Source organism: Sphingomonas immobilis, assembly GCF_030580995.1.
GTDB classification, from domain to species: Bacteria; Pseudomonadota; Alphaproteobacteria; order Sphingomonadales; family Sphingomonadaceae; genus Sphingomonas; species Sphingomonas immobilis.
In genome coordinates this window covers 215,670-238,391 of record NZ_JAUQSZ010000003.1, presented here as the reverse complement: position 1 = coordinate 238,391, position 22,722 = coordinate 215,670, and the positions used below count along the sequence as shown (strand labels likewise).

The 22,722-nt window shown below is 65.0% G+C and carries 30 protein-coding genes and 1 pseudogene; 22 read left to right on the top strand and 9 right to left on the bottom strand.

Annotated elements, in window-relative coordinates; genetic code table 11:
- The first annotated feature begins 22 nt into the window (after positions 1 to 22).
- Together Q5H94_RS06400 and Q5H94_RS06395 are read left to right on the top strand one after the other, a co-directional pair.
- Positions 23 to 616: a PRC-barrel domain containing protein gene (locus Q5H94_RS06400; RefSeq protein ID WP_431312144.1), complete on the top strand. Its 594-nt coding sequence runs from the start codon at positions 23 to 25 to the stop codon at positions 614 to 616.
- Positions 613 to 3,726, top strand: coding sequence for a helicase-related protein (locus tag Q5H94_RS06395; RefSeq protein ID WP_304560403.1), 3,114 nt, complete (start codon positions 613 to 615; stop codon positions 3,724 to 3,726). The genes Q5H94_RS06400 and Q5H94_RS06395 overlap by 4 nt, the downstream gene beginning before the upstream one ends.
- A 190-nt stretch (positions 3,727 to 3,916) precedes the next feature.
- Here Q5H94_RS06395 and Q5H94_RS06390 read toward each other — a convergent pair.
- Positions 3,917 to 4,270, bottom strand: a pseudogene (locus Q5H94_RS06390) (SDR family NAD(P)-dependent oxidoreductase); the annotation flags it as partial.
- Between the two features lie 140 nt (positions 4,271 to 4,410).
- Between Q5H94_RS06390 and Q5H94_RS20470 the strand changes: the two are divergent.
- The 4 genes from Q5H94_RS20470 to Q5H94_RS06375 all read left to right on the top strand — a co-directional run bounded on the left by Q5H94_RS20470 (position 4,411) and on the right by Q5H94_RS06375 (position 6,693).
- Complete coding sequence (locus Q5H94_RS20470) at positions 4,411 to 4,626, top strand: DUF6771 family protein (RefSeq protein ID WP_341850100.1); 216 nt, start codon at positions 4,411 to 4,413, stop codon at positions 4,624 to 4,626.
- Positions 4,623 to 4,964 carry a hypothetical protein gene (locus Q5H94_RS06385; protein ID WP_304560402.1) on the top strand — a complete coding sequence of 114 codons (342 nt, stop codon included), beginning with the start codon at positions 4,623 to 4,625 and terminating at the stop codon, positions 4,962 to 4,964. The genes Q5H94_RS20470 and Q5H94_RS06385 overlap by 4 nt, the downstream gene beginning before the upstream one ends.
- 194 nt (positions 4,965 to 5,158) lie before the next feature.
- Positions 5,159 to 6,148, top strand: coding sequence for an SDR family oxidoreductase (locus Q5H94_RS06380; RefSeq protein WP_304560401.1), 990 nt, complete (start codon positions 5,159 to 5,161; stop codon positions 6,146 to 6,148).
- A gap of 11 nt (positions 6,149 to 6,159) precedes the next feature.
- A complete protein-coding gene (locus Q5H94_RS06375; protein WP_304560400.1) occupies positions 6,160 to 6,693 on the top strand; it encodes a DUF4142 domain-containing protein in 534 nt (177 codons plus the stop codon).
- Between the two features lie 408 nt (positions 6,694 to 7,101).
- Here the strand turns inward: Q5H94_RS06375 and Q5H94_RS06370 are convergent, their stop codons facing one another.
- The gene (locus tag Q5H94_RS06370) at positions 7,102 to 7,293 is read right to left on the bottom strand and encodes a hypothetical protein (protein WP_304560399.1); all 192 of its coding nucleotides are present in this window, start codon (positions 7,291 to 7,293) and stop codon (positions 7,102 to 7,104) included.
- A 188-nt stretch (positions 7,294 to 7,481) separates the two neighbouring features.
- Between Q5H94_RS06370 and Q5H94_RS06365 the strand changes: the two genes are divergently transcribed.
- The 10 genes from Q5H94_RS06365 (at position 7,482) to Q5H94_RS06320 (ending at position 13,030) form a co-directional block, all read left to right on the top strand.
- Complete coding sequence (locus Q5H94_RS06365) at positions 7,482 to 8,264, top strand: SDR family oxidoreductase (protein ID WP_304560398.1); 783 nt, start codon at positions 7,482 to 7,484, stop codon at positions 8,262 to 8,264.
- Positions 8,261 to 9,385: a glycoside hydrolase family 130 protein gene (locus Q5H94_RS06360; protein WP_304560397.1), complete on the top strand. Its 1,125-nt coding sequence runs from the start codon at positions 8,261 to 8,263 to the stop codon at positions 9,383 to 9,385. The genes Q5H94_RS06365 and Q5H94_RS06360 overlap by 4 nt, the downstream gene beginning before the upstream one ends.
- A gap of 15 nt (positions 9,386 to 9,400) precedes the next feature.
- Entirely contained in the window at positions 9,401 to 10,201 is an 801-nt protein-coding gene (xth, locus tag Q5H94_RS06355) for an exodeoxyribonuclease III (protein ID WP_304560396.1), read from the top strand.
- The gene (locus Q5H94_RS06350; protein ID WP_304560395.1) at positions 10,201 to 10,752 is read left to right on the top strand and encodes an NUDIX domain-containing protein; all 552 of its coding nucleotides are present in this window, start codon (positions 10,201 to 10,203) and stop codon (positions 10,750 to 10,752) included. Before xth ends, Q5H94_RS06350 begins: the two co-directional genes overlap by 1 nt.
- 2 nt (positions 10,753 to 10,754) lie before the next feature.
- Positions 10,755 to 10,997, top strand: a complete 243-nt coding sequence (locus tag Q5H94_RS06345; protein ID WP_304560394.1) for a DUF6582 domain-containing protein — start codon at positions 10,755 to 10,757, stop codon at positions 10,995 to 10,997.
- 23 nt (positions 10,998 to 11,020) lie between these two features.
- Complete coding sequence (locus tag Q5H94_RS06340; RefSeq protein WP_341850094.1) at positions 11,021 to 11,407, top strand: hypothetical protein; 387 nt, start codon at positions 11,021 to 11,023, stop codon at positions 11,405 to 11,407.
- Positions 11,404 to 12,165 carry a DUF72 domain-containing protein gene (locus tag Q5H94_RS06335; protein ID WP_304560393.1) on the top strand — a complete coding sequence of 254 codons (762 nt, stop codon included), beginning with the start codon at positions 11,404 to 11,406 and terminating at the stop codon, positions 12,163 to 12,165. Before Q5H94_RS06340 ends, Q5H94_RS06335 begins: the two co-directional genes overlap by 4 nt.
- Positions 12,166 to 12,263: 98 nt before the next feature.
- Positions 12,264 to 12,575, top strand: coding sequence for a hypothetical protein (locus tag Q5H94_RS06330; RefSeq protein ID WP_304560392.1), 312 nt, complete (start codon positions 12,264 to 12,266; stop codon positions 12,573 to 12,575).
- A gap of 45 nt (positions 12,576 to 12,620) precedes the next feature.
- Positions 12,621 to 12,854, top strand: a complete 234-nt coding sequence (locus Q5H94_RS06325) for a hypothetical protein (protein ID WP_304560391.1) — start codon at positions 12,621 to 12,623, stop codon at positions 12,852 to 12,854.
- A 35-nt stretch (positions 12,855 to 12,889) separates the two neighbouring features.
- A complete protein-coding gene (locus tag Q5H94_RS06320) occupies positions 12,890 to 13,030 on the top strand; it encodes a hypothetical protein (RefSeq protein ID WP_304560390.1) in 141 nt (46 codons plus the stop codon).
- Between the two features lie 137 nt (positions 13,031 to 13,167).
- Here Q5H94_RS06320 and Q5H94_RS06315 read toward each other — a convergent pair whose 3' ends face one another.
- The 7 genes from Q5H94_RS06315 to Q5H94_RS06285 form a co-directional block, all read right to left on the bottom strand.
- Positions 13,168 to 13,578 (bottom strand): low affinity iron permease family protein, encoded by a 411-nt coding sequence (locus tag Q5H94_RS06315; protein ID WP_304560389.1) that lies wholly within the window; start codon positions 13,576 to 13,578, stop codon positions 13,168 to 13,170.
- Between the two features lie 95 nt (positions 13,579 to 13,673).
- Positions 13,674 to 13,982 (bottom strand): hypothetical protein, encoded by a 309-nt coding sequence (locus Q5H94_RS06310; RefSeq protein ID WP_304560388.1) that lies wholly within the window; start codon positions 13,980 to 13,982, stop codon positions 13,674 to 13,676.
- A 26-nt stretch (positions 13,983 to 14,008) separates the two neighbouring features.
- On the bottom strand, positions 14,009 to 14,599 hold the full coding sequence (locus Q5H94_RS06305) for a general stress protein (protein ID WP_304560387.1): 591 nt from the start codon (positions 14,597 to 14,599) through the stop codon (positions 14,009 to 14,011).
- A 64-nt stretch (positions 14,600 to 14,663) separates the two neighbouring features.
- On the bottom strand, positions 14,664 to 14,921 hold the full coding sequence (locus tag Q5H94_RS06300; RefSeq protein WP_304560386.1) for a GlsB/YeaQ/YmgE family stress response membrane protein: 258 nt from the start codon (positions 14,919 to 14,921) through the stop codon (positions 14,664 to 14,666).
- A 119-nt stretch (positions 14,922 to 15,040) separates the two neighbouring features.
- Positions 15,041 to 16,522, bottom strand: coding sequence for a helix-turn-helix transcriptional regulator (locus tag Q5H94_RS06295; protein WP_304560385.1), 1,482 nt, complete (start codon positions 16,520 to 16,522; stop codon positions 15,041 to 15,043).
- Between the two features lie 333 nt (positions 16,523 to 16,855).
- Positions 16,856 to 17,137 carry a CsbD family protein gene (locus tag Q5H94_RS06290; protein WP_304560384.1) on the bottom strand — a complete coding sequence of 94 codons (282 nt, stop codon included), beginning with the start codon at positions 17,135 to 17,137 and terminating at the stop codon, positions 16,856 to 16,858.
- A 120-nt stretch (positions 17,138 to 17,257) separates the two neighbouring features.
- On the bottom strand, positions 17,258 to 17,857 hold the full coding sequence (locus Q5H94_RS06285) for an SOS response-associated peptidase (protein WP_304560383.1): 600 nt from the start codon (positions 17,855 to 17,857) through the stop codon (positions 17,258 to 17,260).
- Between the two features lie 129 nt (positions 17,858 to 17,986).
- Here Q5H94_RS06285 and Q5H94_RS06280 point away from each other — a divergent pair, with 129 nt between their 5' ends.
- From Q5H94_RS06280 to Q5H94_RS06255, 6 genes are all read left to right on the top strand, one after another.
- Positions 17,987 to 18,499 carry an SOS response-associated peptidase family protein gene (locus tag Q5H94_RS06280; protein WP_304560382.1) on the top strand — a complete coding sequence of 171 codons (513 nt, stop codon included), beginning with the start codon at positions 17,987 to 17,989 and terminating at the stop codon, positions 18,497 to 18,499.
- 14 nt (positions 18,500 to 18,513) lie between these two features.
- Complete coding sequence (locus Q5H94_RS06275; protein WP_304560381.1) at positions 18,514 to 18,798, top strand: hypothetical protein; 285 nt, start codon at positions 18,514 to 18,516, stop codon at positions 18,796 to 18,798.
- A gap of 5 nt (positions 18,799 to 18,803) precedes the next feature.
- A complete protein-coding gene (locus Q5H94_RS06270; protein ID WP_304560516.1) occupies positions 18,804 to 19,385 on the top strand; it encodes an alpha-ketoglutarate-dependent dioxygenase AlkB in 582 nt (193 codons plus the stop codon).
- Complete coding sequence (locus tag Q5H94_RS06265; protein ID WP_304560380.1) at positions 19,382 to 20,137, top strand: ImuA family protein; 756 nt, start codon at positions 19,382 to 19,384, stop codon at positions 20,135 to 20,137. Before Q5H94_RS06270 ends, Q5H94_RS06265 begins: the two co-directional genes overlap by 4 nt.
- Positions 20,058 to 21,815: a Y-family DNA polymerase gene (locus Q5H94_RS06260; protein ID WP_304560379.1), complete on the top strand. Its 1,758-nt coding sequence runs from the start codon at positions 20,058 to 20,060 to the stop codon at positions 21,813 to 21,815. The genes Q5H94_RS06265 and Q5H94_RS06260 overlap by 80 nt, the downstream gene beginning before the upstream one ends.
- A 169-nt stretch (positions 21,816 to 21,984) precedes the next feature.
- Positions 21,985 to 22,719 carry a Crp/Fnr family transcriptional regulator gene (locus Q5H94_RS06255; RefSeq protein ID WP_304560378.1) on the top strand — a complete coding sequence of 245 codons (735 nt, stop codon included), beginning with the start codon at positions 21,985 to 21,987 and terminating at the stop codon, positions 22,717 to 22,719.
- Positions 22,720 to 22,722 lie beyond the last annotated feature (3 nt).

Genomic DNA, 22,722 nt, shown 5'->3' with positions numbered 1-22,722 from the left:
GCATGAGCCGAGAGGATGCAGGTTGACGGAAATCGCCGAATGGGTCGCCCCGATCGCGACCATGATCGCTGCCATGATGACGGCCGCAAATCTCGGTGCCCGTACCACCGGCTGGGGCTTTGTCGTCTTCGTGATCGGGTCGCTTTCCTGGATAGTGGTCGGCCTATCATCGGGGCAAACTAACCTTCTCGCCACCAACGCGTTTTTGACGCTCGTAAACCTCGTGGGCATCTGGCGCTGGCTTGGTCGACAGCGCGCCTACGAAGATGGCGGTCGCTCGGCGCGCGACGCCAGTCGCAAATCCTCCGCCCCGACGCTGTTCACGGCGACGGGCATCGCCGGGATGAGCGTCGATACCAAGGACGGCCGAACTGTCGGCAAGACCGTCGAGGCCCTCATCGAGTGCCGGACCGGCGAAGTCAGCTACGTCGTCGTCGCGAGCCCGGCAGCAGGCGGCATCGCCGAACAGCTGCGGGCCGTCCCGCGTGAAGCCATCGTCTTTCATTGCGACGGCCTGAGCATAGATTTGTCGAACGCAGCCTTCGAGGCGCTTGCGCCGCTCAAGGACGGGGACTGGCCCGACACTGCGGTCCCGCAAGTGGCGCAGGCGGCATGAACCTCGCCTTCATTGCCACGCAGCTCGCGAAGACCCTGACCGAGAGCAACGTCGTCTATCTCACCGACGACGAGCAAGATGCGGAACGTTTGGCCGCAGTGCTGCGCAAAATCACGCGGGACGATGCGGTGGTGCATCTGCCTTCGAGCGATGCTCTCCCAGGCGACGTCGCGCCGGCATCGCCGGCGAATATTGGCCGCCGGGTCGCAGGGTTGCGCGCCTTGCGTGGGCTCCAGTCCGAACCCGTGCGCGCGCACATCGCCTGCATCCTGAGCGGGGAAGCCGCGGCCAGGCGCTATCCTCTCCCGGAGGCCTTTAATGGTGCACCGCCGACGTTACACGCCGGCGACCCAATCGATCCGGAAGCGCTGACCGCGCAACTCGAGGCCCTCGGATATTTTGCTGACGACCGGGTCGATGAACCCGGCGAAATGGCAGTCCGGGCGGAGGTGATCGATATCTTTCCCGCAGACGCCGGGCTGCCGGCCCGTATCGAATTTGGGGACGGTCGGATTACTGCGATCCGTTCGTACGATCCCATCACGCAACGCTCGCGCGACGACCGTGACAGTCTCGAAATTGGCCGCGCGGCGGAACCGCCGATTGAAGAGGCCGTGTCCTGTCTATCCCATTTGACACCGGGCGTGCTTGGCATGTCGGAAAAGGCGGACGCACGGCGGCAGCGCTTTGTCCAGCTCGCCACGGACGCCGCCAAGGGCGCTGCGCCACACTGTGACGCGATCGACGCTGCAGAGTGGTCGCGCGCCGCATCGGCGTGGCGCGGGCTGTCTTTCGATGATGACTTTGTATCTGTGCCACGCTTTGCCGAGACGCGCGCGCCACTTGCCGCGCTGACGCGGTTCGTTAAACCGCTGCTTGCGGCAGGACATTCCCTGGTGCTCGCTGGGAGCGGTCGCGACATCCGCTTTTTGCGTGGCAGGCTGGCCAAGCGGCTTGGGGTAGAGTTTTCCGAGATTGCAGACTGGTCAGAGCTCGCGAGCCCGAAGCCTGGAACGGCGGCCTGCGTCGAACTCCCGGTGGATGCGGGATTTGTCACAGAGTCTCTGGTGCTGATCGCCGCTGCCGACCTTCTGGGGAGCCGCGCGGTACTCGAGGATGGTGACGCGGGTGCCGGCAACCCGTGGTCCGATCGGGAGACGGCAATTCGGATCGGCGACGTCGTCGTTCACGAGGATCACGGAATCGGGCGTATTGCCGGGCTGGATCCTGCGCCGTCTTCGGGGGACGGCGGGAGCGAAATGATCGCGCTGGAATATGCAGCTGGAGCTCGCAGGCTCGTTCCGGTCGAGGAGGCCGATCGGATCTGGCGCTATGGCACGGATGCCCATGCTGTGACGCTCGACAAGCTTGACGGGTCGAGTTGGCAGAAGCGCAGGGGCACGATCGACGCTGCGATTGCCGAAAGCGCGAAAGCGCTGACCGCGCTTGCCACGGCGCGCGCGAAGCTCAGCGCGCCAGTGCTGGCGCCAGATTCTGCGGCCTATGAGCGGTTCGTAAGCGGCTTTCCGTTCAACGAAACTGGTGATCAGGCCCGGGCGATTGCCGCCGTGCGCGACGATCTGGCGAGCGGAAAGCCCATGGACCGTCTGGTCGTGGGCGATGTCGGATACGGCAAGACCGAAGTGGCACTCCGGGCCGCGGCGCTCGCGGCGCTTTCCGGTCATCAGGTCGTGGTCGCGGCCCCGACGACCGTACTGGTGCGCCAGCATCACGAAAGCTTCCGAAGCCGCTTTGTAGACACCGGTGTGACTGTCGCTGCCTTGTCGAGACTATCGAGCGCTGCCGAGAAAAAGGCGGTCAAGGCCGGCCTTCGCGACGGGTCGATCCAAATCGTCATCGGCACAGGCGCGGTCATGGCTAAAGGCGTAACTTTCAAAAATCTCGCGCTCGTCGTGGTCGATGAGGAACAAAGGTTCGGCGCCGCCGACAAGTTGCGCCTCCGCGGCAAGGGCGAGACCCATCTGCTGACGCTCAGCGCCACGCCCATTCCCCGCACTTTGCAGATGGCGCTGATCGGGCTGCAGCAGATCTCGATCATCGCAACCCCGCCCGCGCGGCGGCAACCCATCCGCACCAGCCTCGATCACTATGACGATGGGCGAATCCGCACGGCGCTGATCCGGGAAAAGGGACGCGGCGGGCAAAGTTTCGTGGTCGTGCCGCGCATCGAAGACATGGCGCCGCTCGCCGCCAAGCTGAAGCGCCTCGTGCCCGATCTCTTGCTGGTCGAAGCGCACGGCAAAATGCCGGCCTCTGACACTGACGAGGTGATGGTCGATTTCAGCGCCGGGCGCGGCGATGTTTTGCTCGCCACCAATATTATCGAAGCCGGGCTCGACGTTCCCCGCGCCAACACCATGATCGTCTGGCGTGCCGACCGGTTTGGGCTGGCGCAGCTTCATCAGCTGCGCGGACGCGTCGGCCGGGGCAATCGCCGCGGGCAGGTCATCTTGTTGACGGAAGCGGATGGGGCGATCGGCGAGAGAACCCTCAAGCGCCTGCGAACGCTCGCGACGTTCGATCGCCTGGGTGCCGGATTTGAAATCAGCGCCCGCGACCTGGACATGCGCGGTGCGGGCGATCTGCTCGGCGACACCCAGGCAGGGCACATAAAGTTGATCGGTATCGACCTTTATCAGCATTTGCTGGGCGCTGCCGTTCGCGCTGCGCGCGGTGAAGCGGTCGAGCGCTGGACGCCCGAGCTCCATATCGGCGCCGCTGGAGCCATCCCAAAAAGCTGGATCCCGGAGGACGATGTGCGCCTATCCCTTTACGTCCGCCTGTCACGTCTTGTGGAAGAGCCCGCAATCGATGCCTTCGAGGACGAATTGCTCGATCGCTTCGGCCCCCTTCCGAGAGAAACCGAAGCTTTGATGGCCGGCGCCCGGATCCGGCTTGCCGCGCGGATCGCCCGCGTCGCTCGAATTGACGCCGGAGCCGCTGCGATCGCGCTCACGCCGCGCCCCGATTTCGAGCCGCACAGCACCGGGTTGGTGGAGAAGCACGGCCGCTGGCTGCTGACAGAGCGCACGGATGATACGAACCGGCGCGAGCGGGTACAGGCTTTACTCGAAGGCCTTGCCGACTGACGTCGCTCACGGCGCAGCTTTCGCTTAAGGCGACGATGGTCAGCTGCAGGCGGTCACTGCTGGCGACGCCAACGCAATTGAGAGCGTGTTCAACCGAACAAAGCGCGGAGGACTCTCCTGCATCGTCCGCGTGATCAAGGCGATGTCATCCATCATTCTGGCGAGATTGCTGACCGCCCGGCACGGCGTATTATTCTGCTGAGCCGGGCTCGGCCATCTTGCGATGCTGTTCGGCAAGGACCGAGGCCGGCGTGACGTGCGCGAGCGCTGCCTGTCCCTTGTTCTTCCAGCCCGATACGATGCTGGCCTTGCCGGTCATCAGCGCATCCCAGCCGTCCTTGGCCACATCGGCGGGGTCACTCTTGTCGTTCGACGCCCCGACCGAGGTATCGAGCATGTCGGCGCGGTCGAAGAATTCGGTCTCGACAGGGCCGGGCATCAGCGTTGTCAGTGTGACACCCTTCGAGTCCCTAATCTCGTTGCGCAGCGCATCGGTGAAGCTGTCGACGAACGTCTTTGTGCCGTTGTAGACCGCCTGGAAACTCTAGCGTTTTAAACGCATGCGAGCGCACCGTATTGCGTGCGGAGCCTGAGCCCGTTTCGTCTCATATGTATTTCGCTTCTCGTGAGCCCGACACGAGATTGACCTGTTCTTAATTTGTTCTATTCTCGCCTCATGGCCCGATTCGCTGTGCTCCGCCCGAACCCTTCATCGCGCAGTCGATCCTCGCCGCGCCCGGTTGGGCCCGGATTGGCATCACGATGCCTGATCCGGGTTTGCGCGAGCGCGCGGCGCACGAACTCGCGCGCGCGATTACGGCGGGAGGTTCGCAGACGCCGATTGCCGATCCTGACCCACTGCCGTTGCGCGGAGCGAGTCGCAATATGAGGAATAGATGATGGATAGCTTTAAGGTCGACGACGCTGCCAAGTTTCACCTCGTGCAGCAGGTGATGCCGCAGCTGTTCGATGCGCTTGCGTCGGTAAGCTCGGACGGCGACGTCTGTGCAGATGACGTAATCGATTTCCTATCGCTGTGCACCGCGACACTGCTCGACAACGACACGTATCTTACGACCCCCCGCCATCTTCGGCTGGGCGCGCAGACCGTTGCCAAGCATGTCGAACGTCGCACCAAGGAGTTGCGCGCCGCGCAGGAAGGGACGGGTCAGAGTCTCTTGTCGCTGGTGCTGGCGCTTCGCGGCGATACGCTGACGCGCGCTTTGACCGCGCATTGATGCTGTCCCGTCGTCAGGCATGTCGGCAAGACGGCCAGGCAAATGCGGTTTGGTATTATAGTCTTTCCTCATGAAATGGGCTGATCGTTGATCGATATCAGCGTCAAATTCATGGGACCTTCTGCAACCTCACCAACTGATCGCGAGTTCAATCTTTCAGCGGACCCTGACATCGCCGCATGGAAGGACCGCATATGGATGAAAAGACACGCCGACAGGCGCTCAAGGCAGCAACTCTCGGCGCAGCGGCAGCCCTAGCCTCGCCGGTCGCCGCCCAGATGGGTGGGTCCAAAGCGCAGCCGGGTGGCAAGCAGGATCCTCGCAGCAAATACCCGAAGCCGCCCTTCAAGTCGCAGTCGCAGCCGTGGCCAGGGCTTGCGAGCAAGATGAACCCGAGGCCTGATCACGGCGACACAAGCTATGTCGGATCCGGGCGTCTGACCGGCCGCAAGGCGCTCATCACGGGCGGCGACAGCGGCATGGGACGCGCGGCTGCGATTGCTTTTGCACGCGAAGGCGCTGACGTCGCGATCAACTATCTCCCCGAAGAAGAGCCCGATGCCCGGGAAGTGGTGGAGCTCATCCGCCAGGCAGGTCGCAAGGCTGTGGCACTGCCCGGCGACATCCGTACAGCCGCCTTCTGCAAGGATCTCGTGGCCAAGGCTCTCGCAGGCCTTGGAGGGCTCGACATCCTCGTCTGCAACGCCGCGCGCCAGCAATCCATTCCCTCGATCCTCGATGTCACCGACGAGGAATTCGACCGCACGATGAAGACCAACATCTATGCGCCGTTCTGGATCATTCGCGCGGCGGTTCCCCATCTCGACCCCGGCTCCGCGATCATCGGCACGGCGTCGGAGCAGGCCTACAATCCGGACGGCGACCTTTATGCCTATGCGCAAACCAAGGCCGCGACGATGAATTACGTGAAGAGCCTGGCAAAGCAGCTTGGGCCTAAAGGCATCCGGGTGAACGGCGTGGCGCCGGGTCCGATCTGGACACCGTTGCAGGTCTCGGGCGGCGCAAGCCAGGGCAAGCTCGTGACTTTTGGGGCGACCGCGCCGCTTGGCCGGCCGGGCCAGCCTGCGGAACTCGCCGGCATCTATGTGCGGCTCGCCGAGGACGATGGCAGCTATACGACCGGCAACATCTACGGCGCCGGCGGCGGACAGGGTCAGCCATGAGGCAGTTGCGCATGCGCTTGCCGCTGCGGGTGCTGACAGCGGGCGGTGCCGCGCTGGCGCTGGTCGCTCCGGCATTTGCGCAAGGCCCTGGGTCGCAAAGGACCCGTGAGTTCGTGTCGGCGTCGGCGCAGTCCGACCAGTTCGAGATCGACGAGGCGGTCACCGCGCTCGCGCAAAGCGAGAACCCCGACGTTCGTGGCTTTGCGACTCGGATGATCGAAGATCATCGAAAGACGTCTCAAGCATTGGCGGATGCGGTCTCGCGGTCGAAACTTGCCGCGCCCCCGCCCGGGATCGGCGGCGACCAGTCGATGTTCCTGAGCGCCCTCCAGAGTGCTCGCGGAAGCGAGTTCGACCGGCTTTACGCCCGCCAGCAGGTTCTTGCGCATCACGCCGCGCTCGTGACGGTAGAGGTCTATGCCGCCTCGGGCGACGATCCAAACCTTCGTGCAGTTGCGGCCGATACGAGCGCGCTGATACAATCGCACAGCGCGATGGCCGATCAGCTCGCAGCAAAAATGGAAGAGGGCCAGGCCCGACCGTAACGGTGAGCAGCGAGGCGATCGCCAGCGAATCGTTCCCCAAACTCCCGAGTCAGGCTGCCACGGTGTTGCGCCGGCGCGCGCGAGCGGACCGCCGATCGTTTGTAATCTTGCGCCACGCTTCGACCGCGGCTGTTGCGTGTTGTGATCGATCGGCTCGAGCCCGATCCTGGCGCAGCGACGGCGAGATCCGCGCCGGATCGGCCTTCCCCCAATGGCCGTCCCGGTAGCGGGAAGGGCCATCACGTTCTCCCGCGTGATGGCCCTTCGATTGGCGCAATCGCAGCACATTCGGTTATGCACGCCGGTCCATCCCGCGTTAAACTAAGCGGTCGCGAGCGTTGGGGCATCCTGTGGCTCCCTTCTCGATCTTCTCAACGGTCCTTACGCGTCGGGATCGGACGACGCGGCTCAGTCGCGCGCGTTGGTTTTAGCCGCCAGATTCACGGCGGCCTTGCTCCGATTTTCCTCGGCGCTGGTTGCCATGGTCTCCCAGACCATGGCCGAGCGCTTATGCATCTCCCGGCGATTTCGCAAAGTCGTATTCGCTGCGGCGGCGCGCGCCTCGGCAGCATGGGCGCGGTACGTCTCGATATCGTTCATTCATATTCCTATCGCGCGGCTCGCAGCTCCTCGCGCTCCTTGCTAACCCCCGGCATTGGCGCACGGTTGCAAGGACATTCGCAGAAACGGCTCTTCGCCGCGCGCTAATCGAGACGGCAGACCCCCAAAAGACATTTGGCCGGAACTACCGCCTCAGGCCGTTGTTCGCCTCTTGAAGGAGCCAGATCATGTCCGACCTTGCCGAGCCGCCTGCCATCCCGCTGTCCGACGCCCATACGAAGCGGCCGTCCCTGAGCGGGCGAAAGGCGCTCATCTCCGGCGGTACCACCGGGATTGGCCGCGCGATCGCGGTGCTGCTCGCCGCGGAAGGGGTCGACGTGTTCGTTTGCGGTCGCGATCCGCAGCACCTTGACGATGGACTCGCGCGGATCCGCGACGTCGGCAAGGGTGACGGGATCAGCTTGGACCTTGCCGAGCCCGATGCCGTCGACCGCTTCGTGCGGGCTGCCAAGGACTATTTCGGCGATTTCGACATCGCCATCATCAATGCCGCGATCCCGGCTAAGGGCCTGACGGCGATGACCGCGGAAGAGCTTCGCTACGCTGTGGCAGTCGATTTCACCGCCTATCTGACCACCGCATACGCCGCTGCGGACATCATGAAGGATCACGGCGATATCATCTTCATCGGATCGGTCGCATCGCATCTGCTCGGGGCCGAAAGCAGCGTCTATGCGGGCATGAAAGCGGGTATCGCCGGGTTTGCGGAAGCGGTGCGCAAGGAGCTTGGCCCGAAAGGCATCAAGGTTTGCAACGTCGAGCCTGCAAAGACCGGCGCGGACTTTCAGTACGCCACGTATACCGCCGAGGAACAGGCCGAGGAAAACCGCAAAGAGACGATGCTGCGCGCCGAGGATATCGCGGTCGCCGTCCATTTCGCGCTGACCCAGCCGCGCCGCGCCGTCGTCCAGCAAATCTCGATCGCACCCCGCGCCCGGGGTGAAGAATGACGGGCTTCGCCGTCGATCGCCTGATCTTCGGGCCGGATGACATTGACCTTTCGCGCTCTCCGCTCGCCGGTCATTTTGATGCCGAAACTTATGTGCTCGGCGCCTTCAACCCCGCGCTGACGCGTCTGCCAAATGGCAATCTGGCCATTTTCGTTCGCGTCGCCGAGGCGCTGCGCAAACCCGTGGTCGACGGCCATGTGCAGGCAATCCGGTGGGAGGAGGGACGATATTGTCTCGATGCCTGGCCGCTGGATCTTTGTGACACGGCCGACCCGCGCAAATTCCTCGTGCGGGGTGGCGCGTGGAAGGTCATGGCGCTGACGTCGCTCTCGTGGATCCTGCCCGTGGAGCTCACGCCCGATGGGCTTGAGGTCGTGACCGTCCATTACGATAAGGCGATCGCGCCGCACGCCAGTTTCCAATGCTACGGCGTCGAGGATCCGCGCGTGTCGAAGGTCGGAGAACGCTGGTTGATGACGACCTGTTCGGTCAGCCCCGAACGCCATTCCACCACATTGTACACTTCGGAGAACGGCCTCGATTTCGTGTTCGAGGATATCGTGCTCGACCATCAGAACAAGGACATGCTGATCTTCGAAGGCCAGATCGAGGGAAAATATTGGGCGCAAACCCGGCCCCTTGGAGATCTGTACTTCGCCTATCCGCCGGGCAGCGAATGGCGCGGGGGGCCCTCGATCAATCTGGCGACCTCGCCGGACGCCCTGCACTGGAAGCCCCACCGCGAGCCCGGCATTCGGCCGCACGCGGCGACGGTGTTTACGGCCCGCATGGGCGGTGGCACGCCACCGATCCTGACCGATCGCGGCTGGCTGACCTTGTGGCACGGCGTCGAACCGCGCGAGATCGTCGGGATCTATCGGACCTACTGGTCGATCCTCGACCGCGACGATCCGGCCAAGGTCGTCGCCACCAGTCACACACCTTTGCTCGAAGCGGCACCCGCACTGACCCAGCCCCTCGAGGACAAGATGTATGTTCGCGACGTGGTGTTCACCACCGGCATAGCCGATGGCGGCGACCATTACATCGTCGCTTCCGGCGAAGCCGATCTCGCCTGTCGGATCACGCACATTCCTAGGGAGACCTTCCAGGCTGCGTGAAAGGGACCCGCTCTTGTGAAAATCGCGACCTATAATGTGAACGGCGTCAACGGCCGCCTTGCCGTCCTGCTGCGCTGGCTGCGGGAAGCCGAGCCCGACGTCGTGGTATTGCAGGAACTGAAGGCGCCGCAGGAGAAATTTCCGGAAACAGCGATTCGCGACCTTGGTTATGATGCGATATGGCACGGGCAGAAGAGCTGGAACGGCGTCGCGATGCTCAGCCGCGTCGGGGAGATCCACGAGACACGTCGCGGGCTACCGGACGATCCGGACCCTGCGCAGAGCCGGTACATCGAAGCGGCCGTCAACGGCATTCTGATTGCCGGTCTGTATCTGCCCAACGGCAACCCACGACCGGGGCCGAAGTTTGACTACAAACTCAAATGGTTCGACGCACTGATCGCGCATGCCGCAAGCCTCTTCGATAGCGGCTTGCCCGTCGTCATCGCCGGCGATTTCAACGTCATGCCGACGGAGGCCGATGTCTACAAACCCGAACGCTGGCGCGAGGATGCGCTGTTCGCGCCGGAGGTCCGCGAGGCCTTCTTCCGGTTGACGGGCCAGGGCTGGACCGACGCCTTGCGCAAGATCCACCCGGACGAGACGATCTACACCTTCTGGGATTATTTTCGGAACGCTTATGGTCGGAACGCAGGTCTGCGGATCGATCATCTGCTGCTCAGCCCTTCGCTGACAGCTCGTCTCGTGGACGCGCAGGTCGATCGCGACGTGCGCGGCTGGGACAAGACCAGCGATCACGCGCCGGTCTGGATTGCGCTTTCAGACGAAAAGCCCAGCCGTGGGAAGAAGCGCTGATGCCTGCCCGAAGCGCCGGCATTCTCCTGTACCGCCACACGCGCGGCATGCTCGAGATGCTGCTCGTGCATCCCGGCGGACCGTTCTGGCGGAACCGACACGCGGGCGCCTGGCAGCTCCCGAAAGGTCTGGTAGAACGCGGCGAGGAAGATGCCACCGCAGCACGGCGCGAGGTCGCCGAGGAACTCGGAATCGTCATCGACGAGCCGCTGATATCCTTGGGGGAAATTCGTCAGGCCGCCGGAAAGATCGTCGCCGGCTTCGCGGTCGAGCGCGACATGGACCCGGCCGCCTTGGTCAGCACGATGATCGAGATCGAATGGCCGCCCCGCAGCGGGCGAAAGCGCTCGGTGCCCGAGGTCGACGAGGCGTGCTGGTTTGATGTTGCCGGGGCTCGGCACTGCATCCTGCCAAGCCAGGCGCCGCTGATTGATCGGTTGCTGAGGCATGTAGAGGATCCGGGCGCCCCGCCTGCATGTCCGCATGTGCCTCCCGGTACCTCCGAGACGAACGGAACGCGCGGTCGTTCGTTTAGCCTCCACAGGAGATGATCATGGCTGACCTCAAGACTGCCGACCGCGACGCGCTCGATTCAAGCACGTTCGCATTTGCGAAGCAGCGCAAAGAGCCGCTGGAGAATGCGAGCCATGTCCGCAACGCCATCGCCCGGTTCAACCAGGTGAAGGACGTGAGCGATGACGAGCGCGACGCCGCCTGGAAGCGTATCAAGGCCGCCGCCAAGAAGCACGGCGTAGACGTCCAGGAAAAGAGCTGGCGTGAAATCGGCAAGGGCTGAGCAGATCGGGCGATGGTGAATCCGTGAAGCGCGTTGCCCAACCACGGCCGGGCGAAGACACCCGTCAGCCGGCCTCCCGGGACCTTGATGGACGATCGCCGGTCACGCCCGATGGGCGCTACATAGTTGTGCGGGGGCGGCTGTGGCGCGCCTCAAATCCGAACCTGCCATCCGCGCAGCGCGCGTCCCTCGTCAAGGCGCTGATGGACGCCCGTCGCGCGGTGCATCAGGCCAGAAAAGCGGGTGACCCGGCCACGGAAGCTACCGCGCACGCGGCGGTCGGCAGCGCGAAGATCGCGCTGGGTGAGCGCGGCCCACCATGGTGGACCGATGGAGCGCCCGATCTCAACAGACATATGGTGCGAACCACGCCCTACGCCGCGTGGTTCGAGGCACTCACGCAACAATGACCGAATCTTCGAAAGCCGCCGAACCTAGATACGGCACCGCCGGCTGGTCGATCCCACGCGCTTCCACCGAGGCGTTCCCAGCTCATGGATCACACCTCGAACGCTACGCATCGCTATTCCCGGCGGTCGAAATCAATTCTTCCTTTCACCGGCCGCACAAGCGCGCGACCTACGAACGCTGGGCGGCCAGCACGCCGCCCGATTTTCGCTTTTCGGTAAAAATTCCGAAAGATATCTCCCACGGTCGCAAGCTGGTCGACGCGCACGATGCTCTCGCAACCTTTCTGGATCAGGCAGGCGGGCTGGGATCGAAGCTCGAGGTGCTTCTTCTCCAGCTGCCCCCCAGCTTCGCGTTCGATGCCGCTACCGCAACCAGCTTCTTCGAGATGGTGCGGGGGCGGGTCGGTCCGGACCTGGGCCTTGCGTGCGAGCCACGTCATGCCAGCTGGGCAGGCGACGGTGCGACCGCCGCCATGCTCGCGCAGCATGTCGCCCGCGTCGCTGCCGACCCGGTTCTGCTACCGGATGGCGCGGAGCCCGGCGGATGGAGCGGCCTGCGCTATCATCGTCTCCACGGGGCACCTCGCATCTATTATTCTCCCTACGATGCTGAACGTCTCGAACTGCTCGCACGCTCGATCGTTGCGGAGGGCGCGGCGGGATCCCGGTGCTGGTCTATTTTCGACAATACGGCCTCAGGCGCCGCCACCACAGATACCCTCTCACTTCAACGCCTCCTGCGCAGCGACGCGCTCTAGTGCAGCCGGGTCGCGCGCGCCCGCGGCAATGGCGACCGCGTTTTCCGCCATGTGGCCATTCTGGTCTCTGGCGCGTTGGAAGAGCGAAGGAAAAGCTCATGCCAATCGAAAAGACCCGCAGTCCTGACGGTGTGGAGCATCAGCTCCAACCTCGCGGCGAAAAGGACATCGGCCCGGACATCGGCGTGCGTGCGCCGATGAACGCGCCGGCAGACGACGACATCGGCGCGATTGGGACGGGCAGCGGCTATTCCGGGCAGGAATTTGACAGCGCCGGACAGGCGGCGTGGCGCGCCGGGCAGCAGCGCCGTGCCGTGCCTGCGGACGGCAAGGTCAGCGATAGCGGTGCCGGTGCGGGCGGCGGCAATCCGGGCGAAGACTTTGACGTCGCTACCCCCGGCGGGGCGTGATTTTCCGGACCGCCTGAAGGCCGGACCCACTCGAGAGGACAAGACATGAGCGACGAACCAAACAAGCCGGGCGGCAGCTTCGATAAGGGTGGCGACGCGCGCGATGTCGCGGATCTGCAGGCGGTGAAGAACCAGAGTTCGGTGAAGCCGGAAGACTATCCCGAGCCGGCGGGCGGGACGCCCCCAGAGGCGCGGGATGTCGATGAGGACGATCCCCACAAGACCGAAAAGCTGGCGCAGGCGGGGCGCGATATCGATCCCGACGAGGGCACCGATTGATCGCGTGCGACGCTCAAACTTTGAAGGATGACATCATGCCGAACGAACCCGCCGAACAGCGTGAGGATACAGCGTCAGAACCCTATGAGCCCAAGGGCGGGGAGGACGAGGGTAGCACCGAACATGACGGCAAGGACGACCATCTTCACGATGACCAAAAGCCGACCACCAAATGATGTTTAAGGAGGCGGCGGCGCTCCCCTGAACGGCGGTGGGGTCGCCTAAGGACTATGTGCTTCTGGTCTTCAGTTCGGGCGGCTTCGTTGCGGCACTCACCCGGCGTGCCGCTGGGCCGTTACCAGCACCAGCTTCCTCACCGTCGGGACAGCAGCTCGTCGACCGTGCCATCCGCAGACGCGGCAGAGTTAGACCCGGCGCCCGCTTCGCGCTCCAGGGCGTCGCGGATCGCGCAGATTTCCGCATCCGTCAGATGTTCGATACCGATGAACTCCGGCCGCGCATTGGGGATCGCGCGCATCAATTCATCGAGTTTGGCCTGGATGGCGGATCCGTCGCGGTTCTGACTATTCTGGATCAGGAAGACCGCCAGGAATGTCAGCACGGTCGTACCGGTGTTGATGACGAGTTGCCAGGTGTCGGAATAATGAAAGAGCGGGCCCGTCACGGCCCAAAGGATGCAACAGCTGGTCGCGATGATGAACGCGACAGGCTGACCCATCAGGCTCGCGCTGCGCGACGCTACTCGGGTGAAAAAGCTATCCAACGATGGTCTCCCACGTCGCGAATTGGCCCCGAGCGACGGCGATCAGGCAACCGGGACAGCGGCGGCCCATCAGTCGATGGGCCGCCGCCTCTGCGTCAGCGTCCGGTCGAGACGTTGCCCTTGAAGTCGAGACCCACGTGCAGCGTGCGGCCGCCCTTGCGCGCGGTGCCGCGCCAGACGCCGTGCTTATCCTTGGTCAGCGCCGAAACGTTCGTGAATCCGGACTTAGCGATATGTTCGCGCGCCTGAGCCTGTGTGAACGAATTGGCGCCGCTGCGGGACGTCCCGTCATCGACGGTGTGGGTGTCCTTGATCGCGACATTGTTTTTTGCCGGTGCGACTTGTGCCAGTGCGGGCGTCGCCAGCAAGGCGACCCCGAGCAGGGCTATCGGAGCGATACGCATAAGGCTGTTCCTTCGGAAGAGGGCGATTAGACGCGGTCGTAGCGGCTTCGCTCTGCGGCGATGGCGTCGTCGGTATAGGCCGGCGCCGCTCCGTCGAACTTGCTCCAGCCCTGCGCTTCATAGGCTTGACGGCGATCCGCCACGTTGACGGTGCGGTCGTCGCTCAGAATGTTGCGCGCCGTCGGCACCAAGGGTTCGTCGACCTTGGCAGTCACAAGCGTGCCGCCGCGGCGGACGCCCTCGGCATAGACGTGCGCGTCCTTCTCCGGAACGCCCGCATGGGTCAGTGCGCCGACCAGGCCGCCCGCGGCCGCGCCAATAACGGCACCGCCCGCTGCACCCGCCGCCGTTGCCGCCAGCCAGCCGGCGGCTACGACCGGGCCAATGCCGGGAATGGCGAGCAGGCCAAGACCGGCCAGCAGACCCCCCACGCCGCCGACAGCAGCACCGATACCTGCGCCCTTGCCAGCGTCTTCGGCGGCTTCCGCGGCGGGACCGTCCTTGTCATGGCCGACGATGCTGATGTCGCGGTGCGGGACGCCCGCAGCCTCAAGATCCTGAACCGCGCGGCGTGCGTCGCCGTAATGGTCGAACAAGCCTGTAATTGTCTCTGTCATGATGATCTCTCCTATGCCCGGCGTCGTGCCAGGCGGTCCGTGACGTTCTGGAATCCGTAAATGTTCAGCGTGCGGTGCCGCGGACGACGAGATGGTACAGCACGAGCACGACGACAGCGCCGACGACGGCAACGAGCAGGCTGTAAATGTTCAGACCCGTTACGCCGGACGCGCCGAACTGATTGAACAGGAACCCGCCGACCACCGCGCCGACGACGCCCAGCACGATGTCGAGCAGCAGCCCTTCTCCGGTGCGATTGACGAGCTTGCTGCCGATAAAGCCCGCGACGAGGCCGAGCACGATCCATGCAAGAATAGACATTGCCGTTCTCCTTTCAGACCGGGCAGTGGCCCGGATGGTGGAGAAATAAGGGCGCGCTGCCTGCCCTCAAAGATGCGCAGGCACCCCATCGATGGGTGCGTCGGCACCCATTCGCGCACTTAATGGTGGGGATCGAACCCGAGCTGATGCCCGCGGTCGCGCGCCCAGATGATGGCCTCGGCACGACTGTGCGCATTGATTTTGGCGTAAAGCCGCGCGACGTGATTGCGTATGGTGTTGCGCTTCAGCGAGAGCGCTTCCGCGATCGCGTCGTCGGTCTTGCCTTGCGTGATGAGCCCCAGCACCTCGCGCTCGCGTGCGGTCAGCGATACGATCGGCAGCGCGGCCTTGCCCGACGGCGAGGGGTCCCGAAGCGCCGCCAGCCGGTCCATGATCTTCTGGCTGAGCCAACTTGAATCCTGCATCGCCGCTTCGATGGCGGCGATGAGATCGAGCTCGGTGCGCTTGCGGTCGCTGATGTCCTGGAACGCGGCGAGAATGCAATATTGGCCATTGATCGAAACGGTCTCCGCCGAGGCCAGACAGGTCACCAGCGCGCCGGTGCGTGTCTTCACCTGGAGTTCGTAGCCGCGAAAGGACCCGCTCTCCGACACCTTCTTCTCGATCTCGCGCCGTGTCGCGGAGCTTTCGAACAGTTCGATCTCGGCGGGTTTGCGGCCGACGACGCTGTCATGTCCCCAATCGGTCAGCGCGAGGAAAGCGTGATTGACGTTGAGGATGCGGTGACCGTCGAGACTGGTGAGCAGCATCGGCACCGGTGCGAACCGGAAGGCGGTCGCGAACCGCTCCTCGCTCTGGCGCAGCGCCATCTCCGCGCGGCGGCGCGGTTCAAGATCCGCAAAGGTGAAGATCATGCATGGCTCGTTGTTCGGCATTTCGGCGGGATGCCCCGCCAGGAGCACAAGCTTGCTGTCGCCGTCTGGCAGCGGCAGGTCCGCCTCCATCTGCGGTATCGTCTCGCCGTTCGCGAGAAGCGCCTTCGCTTTGTCCTTTTCCGCAGCCTGACCGAGGATGTCGACCTCATACAGCGAACGTCCGATGATCTGATCGCGGTCCCATCCCGACAAATCGAGGAACCCCTCATTGACCCGCACATAGCGCAAGTCCGCAAGCCGAACGATCAACGCCGGAGCAGGATTTGCGTTGAACATGCTCTCGAAGCGTTCTTCCGCCTCATAAGCTTCGGTCGCATCGCATAGGATCAGGACCAGACAATCGGGCTTGCCGTCGCGGTTTAGCACCAGCCCGCGGTCGCGGTGGACCCAGTCGGGCTCCCTCTGATGCGCTTTGCGGACATCGACGATGACGTCTTCGAACGTTTCTCCCCGGCACAGGCGCGCCAAGGGATAGGCGCTCGCGGCCATCGGTTGACCATTGCGAAGCTGGAGATCGAACCGGTTCCGATATCCCGTCGCCGTTCCGCCCAATTCCTGAAGCTCTGTGCATCCATGCATCCTGAGCGCCGCGTCGTTCGCCCAGACAATACGACCATCGGGGTCCATCAGGATGACGCCGTCGCTCAACCCTTCCACGATCGCGTGCAGTTGAGCCTGATCCGGCTGATGCTGCCCGTCAGGCATGTTGATATGTCTTCGGAGAATGTGCTGCGCCTCTGGCCAACACCCGTCGAAACGGGCGGCCGTGATACGTGGCGCTTACGATGTTCGCGTGATGAGGCGCGCGTGGCCGCCTCGTCCTGGCCCAAACGGATTTGGCGGTAGGGCGACACTTGCGCGCTCGGGTTGAAACAGCACGCCGCGTTGTCCGCCGACGATCGCATAGCGCCGGGCGCGCTTGGGTCGCTCGAGCGATGGTTGGGAAGCTTGGCGGCTCTGTCGGCATGAGGCCTCTGCCTGAAAGCGCGGAGGCTGATGGACGGCGCGAGAAACGCCGCCCGCCAGTCCCCTCGGCGTTTATTTGCCGCGCAGCGTGTTGAATGTGGCCAGACCCAGGACGCCGACCAGCGCCGCCGTGGCGTAAGGGCGCTCGCGGGCGAAGGTTTTCGCCTTGTCGAACAGGGTCTGCGGGTCGGAGAGCGCGTCGGTAAGCGCACCGATGACCTGTTTTCCGGAGCCGGCAATCCGGTCGGCAAAGCCTTCGCTGGCCAATCCGTTGTCGCCGATCGCCTTGCCTGCGGCCTCCTTGAGACTGCCGCCGATTTCCTGCCCCTCGCCCTTCAATGTCGTTGTGTTCATGGCTGCACCTTTCCTCGCACCGCACGCGAGATTGCGCCGCGCCACCCGCAAACGAGTGTTCGGCACGGAAAGGTCCGTCCGCCGATCGAAACCATCGGCGCGCGCGCTGCGCGCGTCTGCTTAGCGGATGCGCGTGACCTCCAGCGATCCGGCGGGCGCGGGCTTGAGCAGATCGGCCGCCGGATAGACGGGGTTGAGCCAGCGGGCCCAGTCCTCGCGCGGCAGGACGACGATCTGCCGGTCATGATAAGGCTTGATGTCAGGTCCGGGGGCAACCGTCAGCATCGTGAAAGCCTCCCCCACTTCGGGATGACGGCGGTAAATCCCGGCGATGGCGAACAGCCTGTGGCCCCGCATCGTGAAGAGCCATTTGTCCTTCAGCCGCTTTTTCGGCGCGCCCTCGACAGGTTCAGGGTCGGTGAATTCGTAGAAGCCGTCCGCCAGGATCAGACACCGATTCTCGTCAAACGACCGGTTTTCCGACTGGAAGTTGTAGACCGGCTTCTTGCTCGGACTTGGCCAACTCCATCGGCGTTGTACGAGGTCGACTTTGTCCGGATGCGACCCCGCTCGCACGATCGGCGCGATCTCGGTAATCTTGATATCCTCGCGCGCCGCGATGTTGGGTGCGCCCTCCGGAAAGTCGATTTTGATTCGCAGCGCGCTGAAGTCCCCCGCGATCGTGTCGAGATCAACATTGAGCCGGTAGTCGTTGCACATCGTCCGTCGCTCCCACCTTTGTCGTTCGGGTCGTTCCTGCTATGTTCTTCGTCTATCGAGTCGATTCGAACGTGCCAAGGCGTCGTATCGGTAGCAGGAACAGACGGCCAGCGGCCGGGAAGCGGTGGTATGGCGAACAGGACAACGCATGCCGACAGGATTGGCAATCCCGGTGCCGTGATCCGGCGCGGGCGCGACCTGCGCGTGGAGATGGTCAATCTGATCTGGGGGCTCGAGCCTGCCTGGCCGCAGGAACGACCGTTCGAGGCAGTTCGTGCGGAAGGCCGGACATTTCCGACGAACCGCTGCCTCGTGCCGGCTTCCGAATTCTTCCATACACGCCGTGGGCAGCGCTATCGTTTTACTCGCGTCGATGGCGACTGGTTCTACCTCGCAGGCATCTGGCGACCGGCGAGGCCGAGATGGTCGAGCGCCTATGCGACGCTGACGATCGATAGCAACGACGATGTGCGAGCTTACGCCGAGCGTCAGATGGTGGTCGTCCACCGCGACCGGCGGATGGACTGGCTGGACGCTCTGGTGCCCGAAACCGAGATACTGCGCGCCCTGCCGACAGGCACCTTCAAGGCCGAACTGTGGGACGATGACGCTCTCGCCGCCCAGCCCGCGCTGGCGCTGTAAGGGAGTAAGGCGAGATGACGAACAACGACCATCGAATTAGGGCCCGGGATGCCGACGCGCCGGCAACACCGACCGTGACGGTGACGCAAATGCTGGTGGATGACGCCTCCAGAGCGGTCGCGTCCCGTATCGCGGCGCTGCGCCGCTGGGAGGCGCGGAATCCGCAAGCGCGACATCGTCAGGAAGATCTGCTCGCGGCGGCGGCGGTCGCGCCCTTGATCGCGCTCGGCGACGAGCCCGGGTTCGACGACGTAACGTTCGGCGACCTGGCCGATTTCGTCGCGGAGATTCCCTGGTGAACGCGATGACCCGCGATCTGTTCGGCCTTGCCGTCGTGCCGGGATTCGAGAGCGTCTCGGAGATCGTGACGCCGGAACAGGAGCGCGCTTTGATCACGCAAATCGACGCCTGCGCGCTCGAACCGTTCAGGTTTCAACGCTGGCTCGGGAAGCGGCTGACCGCATCCTTCGGGGTCGGCTATGATTTCGCGCGCGGTCGCGTCGAGGCGGCCGATCCGCTTCCGGACTGGCTGCTCCCGATCCGCGCGCGCGCCGCGGCCTTTGCCAGACTTGCACCCGAGGCACTCGTGCAGGCGCTGGTCATCCGCTACGATCCTGGTGCCGGAATAGGATGGCACCGCGATCGCCCGGTCTATGAACACGTCGTCGGTCTCTCGCTCGGTGCACCCGCGATCCTCCGGCTGCGGCGCCGAAAGCCCGGCCATTTCGAGCGCCGCTCGGCACCCCTCGAGCCGCGCGCGCTCTATCGTCTCAGCGGCGAGGCGCGCCACATCTGGGAACACAGTATCGTCGAGATGACGCAGACACGCTGGTCCATCACCTTCCGGTCGATGGCGGACGGCGTTCGGGCCCCTGATCCGCGATGAATGCGACCGGCAGCCTTGCCACCGTCGACGATCTGCGCCGGCATATCGCGGCGCTGGAGACGCCGGGCCGCGCGCGCGGGGCAGTGACCTTCGGCGTCGGCGAACTCGACCGCCGCCTGGCAGATGGCGGAATCGCGACCGGTAGCCTGCATGAAATCACCGCCGCGGGCACGGCGCTTACCGAAGATGCCGCCGCGACGCTGTTCACGACCGGCATTGCCGCCCGTGCAGTGCCGTCTCTGCCGATCTTGTGGGCGCTCACGCGTTTCGATCTCTACGCGCCGGGACTGGAACAGGCAGGCCTGATTCCCGACCGGGTGGTGTTCGCGCAAGCGCGTGAGGATCGCGACGTGCTCGCCGTGATGGAGGATGCCTTGCGCGACGGGTCGTTCGGCGCGGTCGTCGGCGAAGTGTGCCGCGCGGACATGACGGCGACGCGGCGCCTCCAGCTTGCCGCCGCCGATGGCGGCCGCACCGCATTGCTGATGCGCCGGTGGCGCCGACGCGATGCAAATCCGCTCGATGCGCCCTCGGCCGCCGCGACGCGCTGGCGGATCGGATGTGCATCATCGACGCCGCTCAGTATGCCCGGCGTCGGGCGAGCGCACTGGCGTGTCGATCTCGTCCGCCAGCGAAATGGCGCGCCTTTCACCCTGACACTGGAGGGCTGCGATGCGCAGGGTCGCCTCGGTCTTCCTGCCGCATCTGCCGATCGAGCGGTTGGGGCGGGGCGCCGCGCACACGCCGCCTGACGGCAGGGCCGGGCCGGCGCTCCCCGTCGACGACGATCCGGGCGCGTGTTCGGTCCCGCGCGGCGGGCACTGGCGGCCGGGCGCGCGCTGGGCCCAGTCCGGAGACGTGGCGGCGCATCGTCAGCCGCCATATCGCGAGATGGGGCGCCGGTCCGAAGCGGCGGTCCATCCGTTCCGTGGCGTGCGGGCCGACGATGGCGGCGCGCCTGCATCCCGCGCGGTGCCCGACAGCGCACCCGCGAGCGCGCCTTTTGTCCTGTCGATCCGCCAGGGCCAGCGCGATACGATCTATGCTGCGAGCGCGGACGCGCTCGCGGCCGGTCTCCTGCCTGGCATGCCGATTGCGCAGGCGCGCGCGCTATACGCCGACCTCGAGGTGGAAGAGGCCGATCCCGCGCGCGACAGGGCGGCGCTTGAGCGGCTCGCTTTGCACGGCGTCCGGCACTGGACCCCGACCGCCGCAGCCGCGCCACCGGACGGCCTGCTGCTCGACCTCGCTGGCACGACACATCTGTTCGGCGGTGAAGCCGTCTTCTGCCGCAGGCTGGTGGCGTTCCTCGCGCGTCTTCATCTGACCGCACATATCGCGATCTCCGATACTGTCGGCGCGGCGCACGCTTTGGCGCGCCATTCCGGCGAGGCCATCACCATCATCCCGCCCGGTCTTGCGGTCGAGGCGATCGCGCCGCTGCCGGTCGCAGCGCTGCGGCTGGAGGATGCGGCGCTGACGGCGGCGCGGCGCTTCGGCCTGGAGCGGGTCGTCGATCTCTTGCCGCTGCCGCGCGGACCGCTTGCGCGACGGCTCGGGCGCGGCGCGATCGAACGCCTCGACCAGGCGATCGGACGCGTCGCGGAGCCGATCGAAGGCGTGGTGCCGTTCGCCACGCCGACCGCGGAGTGCCGGTTGCTGGAGCCGATCGGCACGCTCGAGGCGATCACGCAGGTGATGACGGATCTTGCGGGCGATCTGGCCGGACAGCTTCGCGCGGAAGGTCTGGGGGCGCGTCGGCTGGTGCTGACGCTCTTCCGTATCGATGGTAGCGAGCAGCACGTCCAGGTCGGACTGGCGCGGGCGAGCCGCGATGGGCGGCACCTCGCCCGGCTGCTGCATCTGCGCCTCGAGGCGGTGGATCCGGGGATGGGGATCGAGGCGGGACGCCTGATCGCGCGACTGGCCGAGCCACTCGGTGCCGAAACTCTGGCTACAGTGCTGACGGGCGAAGACCGGCATGTCGATGTCGCGCCGCTCATCGACCAGCTCGCTGGCCGGATCGGTCACCGCGCGCTGTTCAAGGCGGCACCGCTCGAGAGCGACGTCCCGGAGCGGGCGGTCGTACAGGTATCAGCGCTTGAGACCGTGGCGGGATGGCCGCGCTGGCTCCGGCCGGTGCGCATGCTCGCCCGGCCCGAACCCTTGTCGCGCGTGATCGCCTTGCTTCCGGACCATCCACCGCGCCGGTTCGAATGGCGCGGGACGCTGCACGAGATCGTGGCAGGCGACGGTCCCGAACGGATTCACGGCGAGTGGTGGGTGCGCGACGCGGAAATCTGGGCGGTGCGCGATTATTTTCGGGTCGAGGATCGCGAAGGGCGTCGGTTCTGGGTTTTCCGGCGCGGCGACGGGATTCAGTCGGAGACTGGCGACCTGTCGTGGTGGATGCACGGCGCCTTCGGTTGACCAAAGGGGCCCTGTCATGCGCAAAGGATTGCGCGCGAGAAGCGGTGATGGAGCCAAGAAACGTGCCGCGAGTTAGACGAAAATCGGCGAGGATTTCGCCGGTCATGGGGTTCATCTGCCCGCAACGGGGCGCGTCAGACGCCGCGTGCGGTTGAAACGGGGAAATATCATGCCGGATGAAAACACAGGGCTGGCCCTGTGGCTGGACCGCCTCACGCTGCGGTCCGACCTGAATGAGGAGGAACGTGCCGCGGTTCTGGCGCTTCCGGGCAATCTCGTCTTCGTCAAATCGAACCGTGATTTCGTGAATTTGGGGGAGCATGTCGACCGGGCCTGTCTGATCGTCGAGGGCATGGCCGGGCGGTTCGGACAGGCGCGAAGCGGTGAGCGGCAGATTACGGCGCTTCATATTCCCGGCGACATGGCGGATCTGCATTCGGTCGCACTGCCCAAGGCCGCGACCGCGCTGCAGAGCATCGGCGAATGCACCATTTACCGCGTCGCACATGCGAACATCCGCGACCTCGCGCGGCGGCATCCCGCGCTCGCCGAAGCCTTTTGGCGCGACTGTGTGGTGGACGCCGCCATCCTGTCCGAATGGGCGCTGGTGCTCGGGCGTTTGTCGGCGGACGCGCGCGTCGCACATCTGCTCGCTGAACTCTCCTGTCGCTTCGGCATCGGCGAGTGCCGTGACGGCCGCGCATTCGACTGGCCGCTGACGCAGGCCCAACTCGGCGATGCGACCGGCCTGACGCCGGTGCATGTCAACCGGATGCTCCGCGTGCTGCGCGAAGCGGGCGCCGTCGACGTGAAACCTAAGCGCGTCACAATCCTCGACTGGAAGCGACTCTGTACGATCGGCCAGTTCGATCCCCGCTATCTGCATTTAGAGGAGGCGGGTTGAGAC

Excerpts from the sequence above, each read along its gene's own strand:
- Q5H94_RS06395 (WP_304560403.1), top strand. The coding sequence starts at position 613 with ATGAACCTCGCCTTCATTGCCACGCAGCTCGCGAAGACCCTGACCGAG.
- Q5H94_RS06385 (WP_304560402.1), top strand. The coding sequence starts at position 4,623 with ATGATGGATAGCTTTAAGGTCGACGACGCTGCCAAGTTTCACCTCGTG.
- Q5H94_RS06380 (WP_304560401.1), top strand. The coding sequence starts at position 5,159 with ATGGATGAAAAGACACGCCGACAGGCGCTCAAGGCAGCAACTCTCGGC.
- Q5H94_RS06375 (WP_304560400.1), top strand. The coding sequence starts at position 6,160 with ATGCGCTTGCCGCTGCGGGTGCTGACAGCGGGCGGTGCCGCGCTGGCG.
- Q5H94_RS06370 (WP_304560399.1), bottom strand. The coding sequence starts at position 7,293 with ATGAACGATATCGAGACGTACCGCGCCCATGCTGCCGAGGCGCGCGCC.
- Q5H94_RS06365 (WP_304560398.1), top strand. The coding sequence starts at position 7,482 with ATGTCCGACCTTGCCGAGCCGCCTGCCATCCCGCTGTCCGACGCCCAT.
- Q5H94_RS06360 (WP_304560397.1), top strand. The coding sequence starts at position 8,261 with ATGACGGGCTTCGCCGTCGATCGCCTGATCTTCGGGCCGGATGACATT.
- Q5H94_RS06350 (WP_304560395.1), top strand. The coding sequence starts at position 10,201 with ATGCCTGCCCGAAGCGCCGGCATTCTCCTGTACCGCCACACGCGCGGC.
- Q5H94_RS06345 (WP_304560394.1), top strand. The coding sequence starts at position 10,755 with ATGGCTGACCTCAAGACTGCCGACCGCGACGCGCTCGATTCAAGCACG.
- Q5H94_RS06335 (WP_304560393.1), top strand. The coding sequence starts at position 11,404 with ATGACCGAATCTTCGAAAGCCGCCGAACCTAGATACGGCACCGCCGGC.
- Q5H94_RS06330 (WP_304560392.1), top strand. The coding sequence starts at position 12,264 with ATGCCAATCGAAAAGACCCGCAGTCCTGACGGTGTGGAGCATCAGCTC.
- Q5H94_RS06325 (WP_304560391.1), top strand. The coding sequence starts at position 12,621 with ATGAGCGACGAACCAAACAAGCCGGGCGGCAGCTTCGATAAGGGTGGC.
- Q5H94_RS06320 (WP_304560390.1), top strand. The coding sequence starts at position 12,890 with ATGCCGAACGAACCCGCCGAACAGCGTGAGGATACAGCGTCAGAACCC.
- Q5H94_RS06310 (WP_304560388.1), bottom strand. The coding sequence starts at position 13,982 with ATGCGTATCGCTCCGATAGCCCTGCTCGGGGTCGCCTTGCTGGCGACG.
- Q5H94_RS06305 (WP_304560387.1), bottom strand. The coding sequence starts at position 14,599 with ATGACAGAGACAATTACAGGCTTGTTCGACCATTACGGCGACGCACGC.
- Q5H94_RS06300 (WP_304560386.1), bottom strand. The coding sequence starts at position 14,921 with ATGTCTATTCTTGCATGGATCGTGCTCGGCCTCGTCGCGGGCTTTATC.
- Q5H94_RS06295 (WP_304560385.1), bottom strand. The coding sequence starts at position 16,522 with ATGCCTGACGGGCAGCATCAGCCGGATCAGGCTCAACTGCACGCGATC.
- Q5H94_RS06290 (WP_304560384.1), bottom strand. The coding sequence starts at position 17,137 with ATGAACACAACGACATTGAAGGGCGAGGGGCAGGAAATCGGCGGCAGT.
- Q5H94_RS06285 (WP_304560383.1), bottom strand. The coding sequence starts at position 17,857 with ATGTGCAACGACTACCGGCTCAATGTTGATCTCGACACGATCGCGGGG.
- Q5H94_RS06280 (WP_304560382.1), top strand. The coding sequence starts at position 17,987 with ATGGCGAACAGGACAACGCATGCCGACAGGATTGGCAATCCCGGTGCC.
- Q5H94_RS06275 (WP_304560381.1), top strand. The coding sequence starts at position 18,514 with ATGACGAACAACGACCATCGAATTAGGGCCCGGGATGCCGACGCGCCG.
- Q5H94_RS06270 (WP_304560516.1), top strand. The coding sequence starts at position 18,804 with ATGACCCGCGATCTGTTCGGCCTTGCCGTCGTGCCGGGATTCGAGAGC.
- Q5H94_RS06265 (WP_304560380.1), top strand. The coding sequence starts at position 19,382 with ATGAATGCGACCGGCAGCCTTGCCACCGTCGACGATCTGCGCCGGCAT.
- Q5H94_RS06260 (WP_304560379.1), top strand. The coding sequence starts at position 20,058 with ATGCGCAGGGTCGCCTCGGTCTTCCTGCCGCATCTGCCGATCGAGCGG.
- Q5H94_RS06255 (WP_304560378.1), top strand. The coding sequence starts at position 21,985 with ATGCCGGATGAAAACACAGGGCTGGCCCTGTGGCTGGACCGCCTCACG.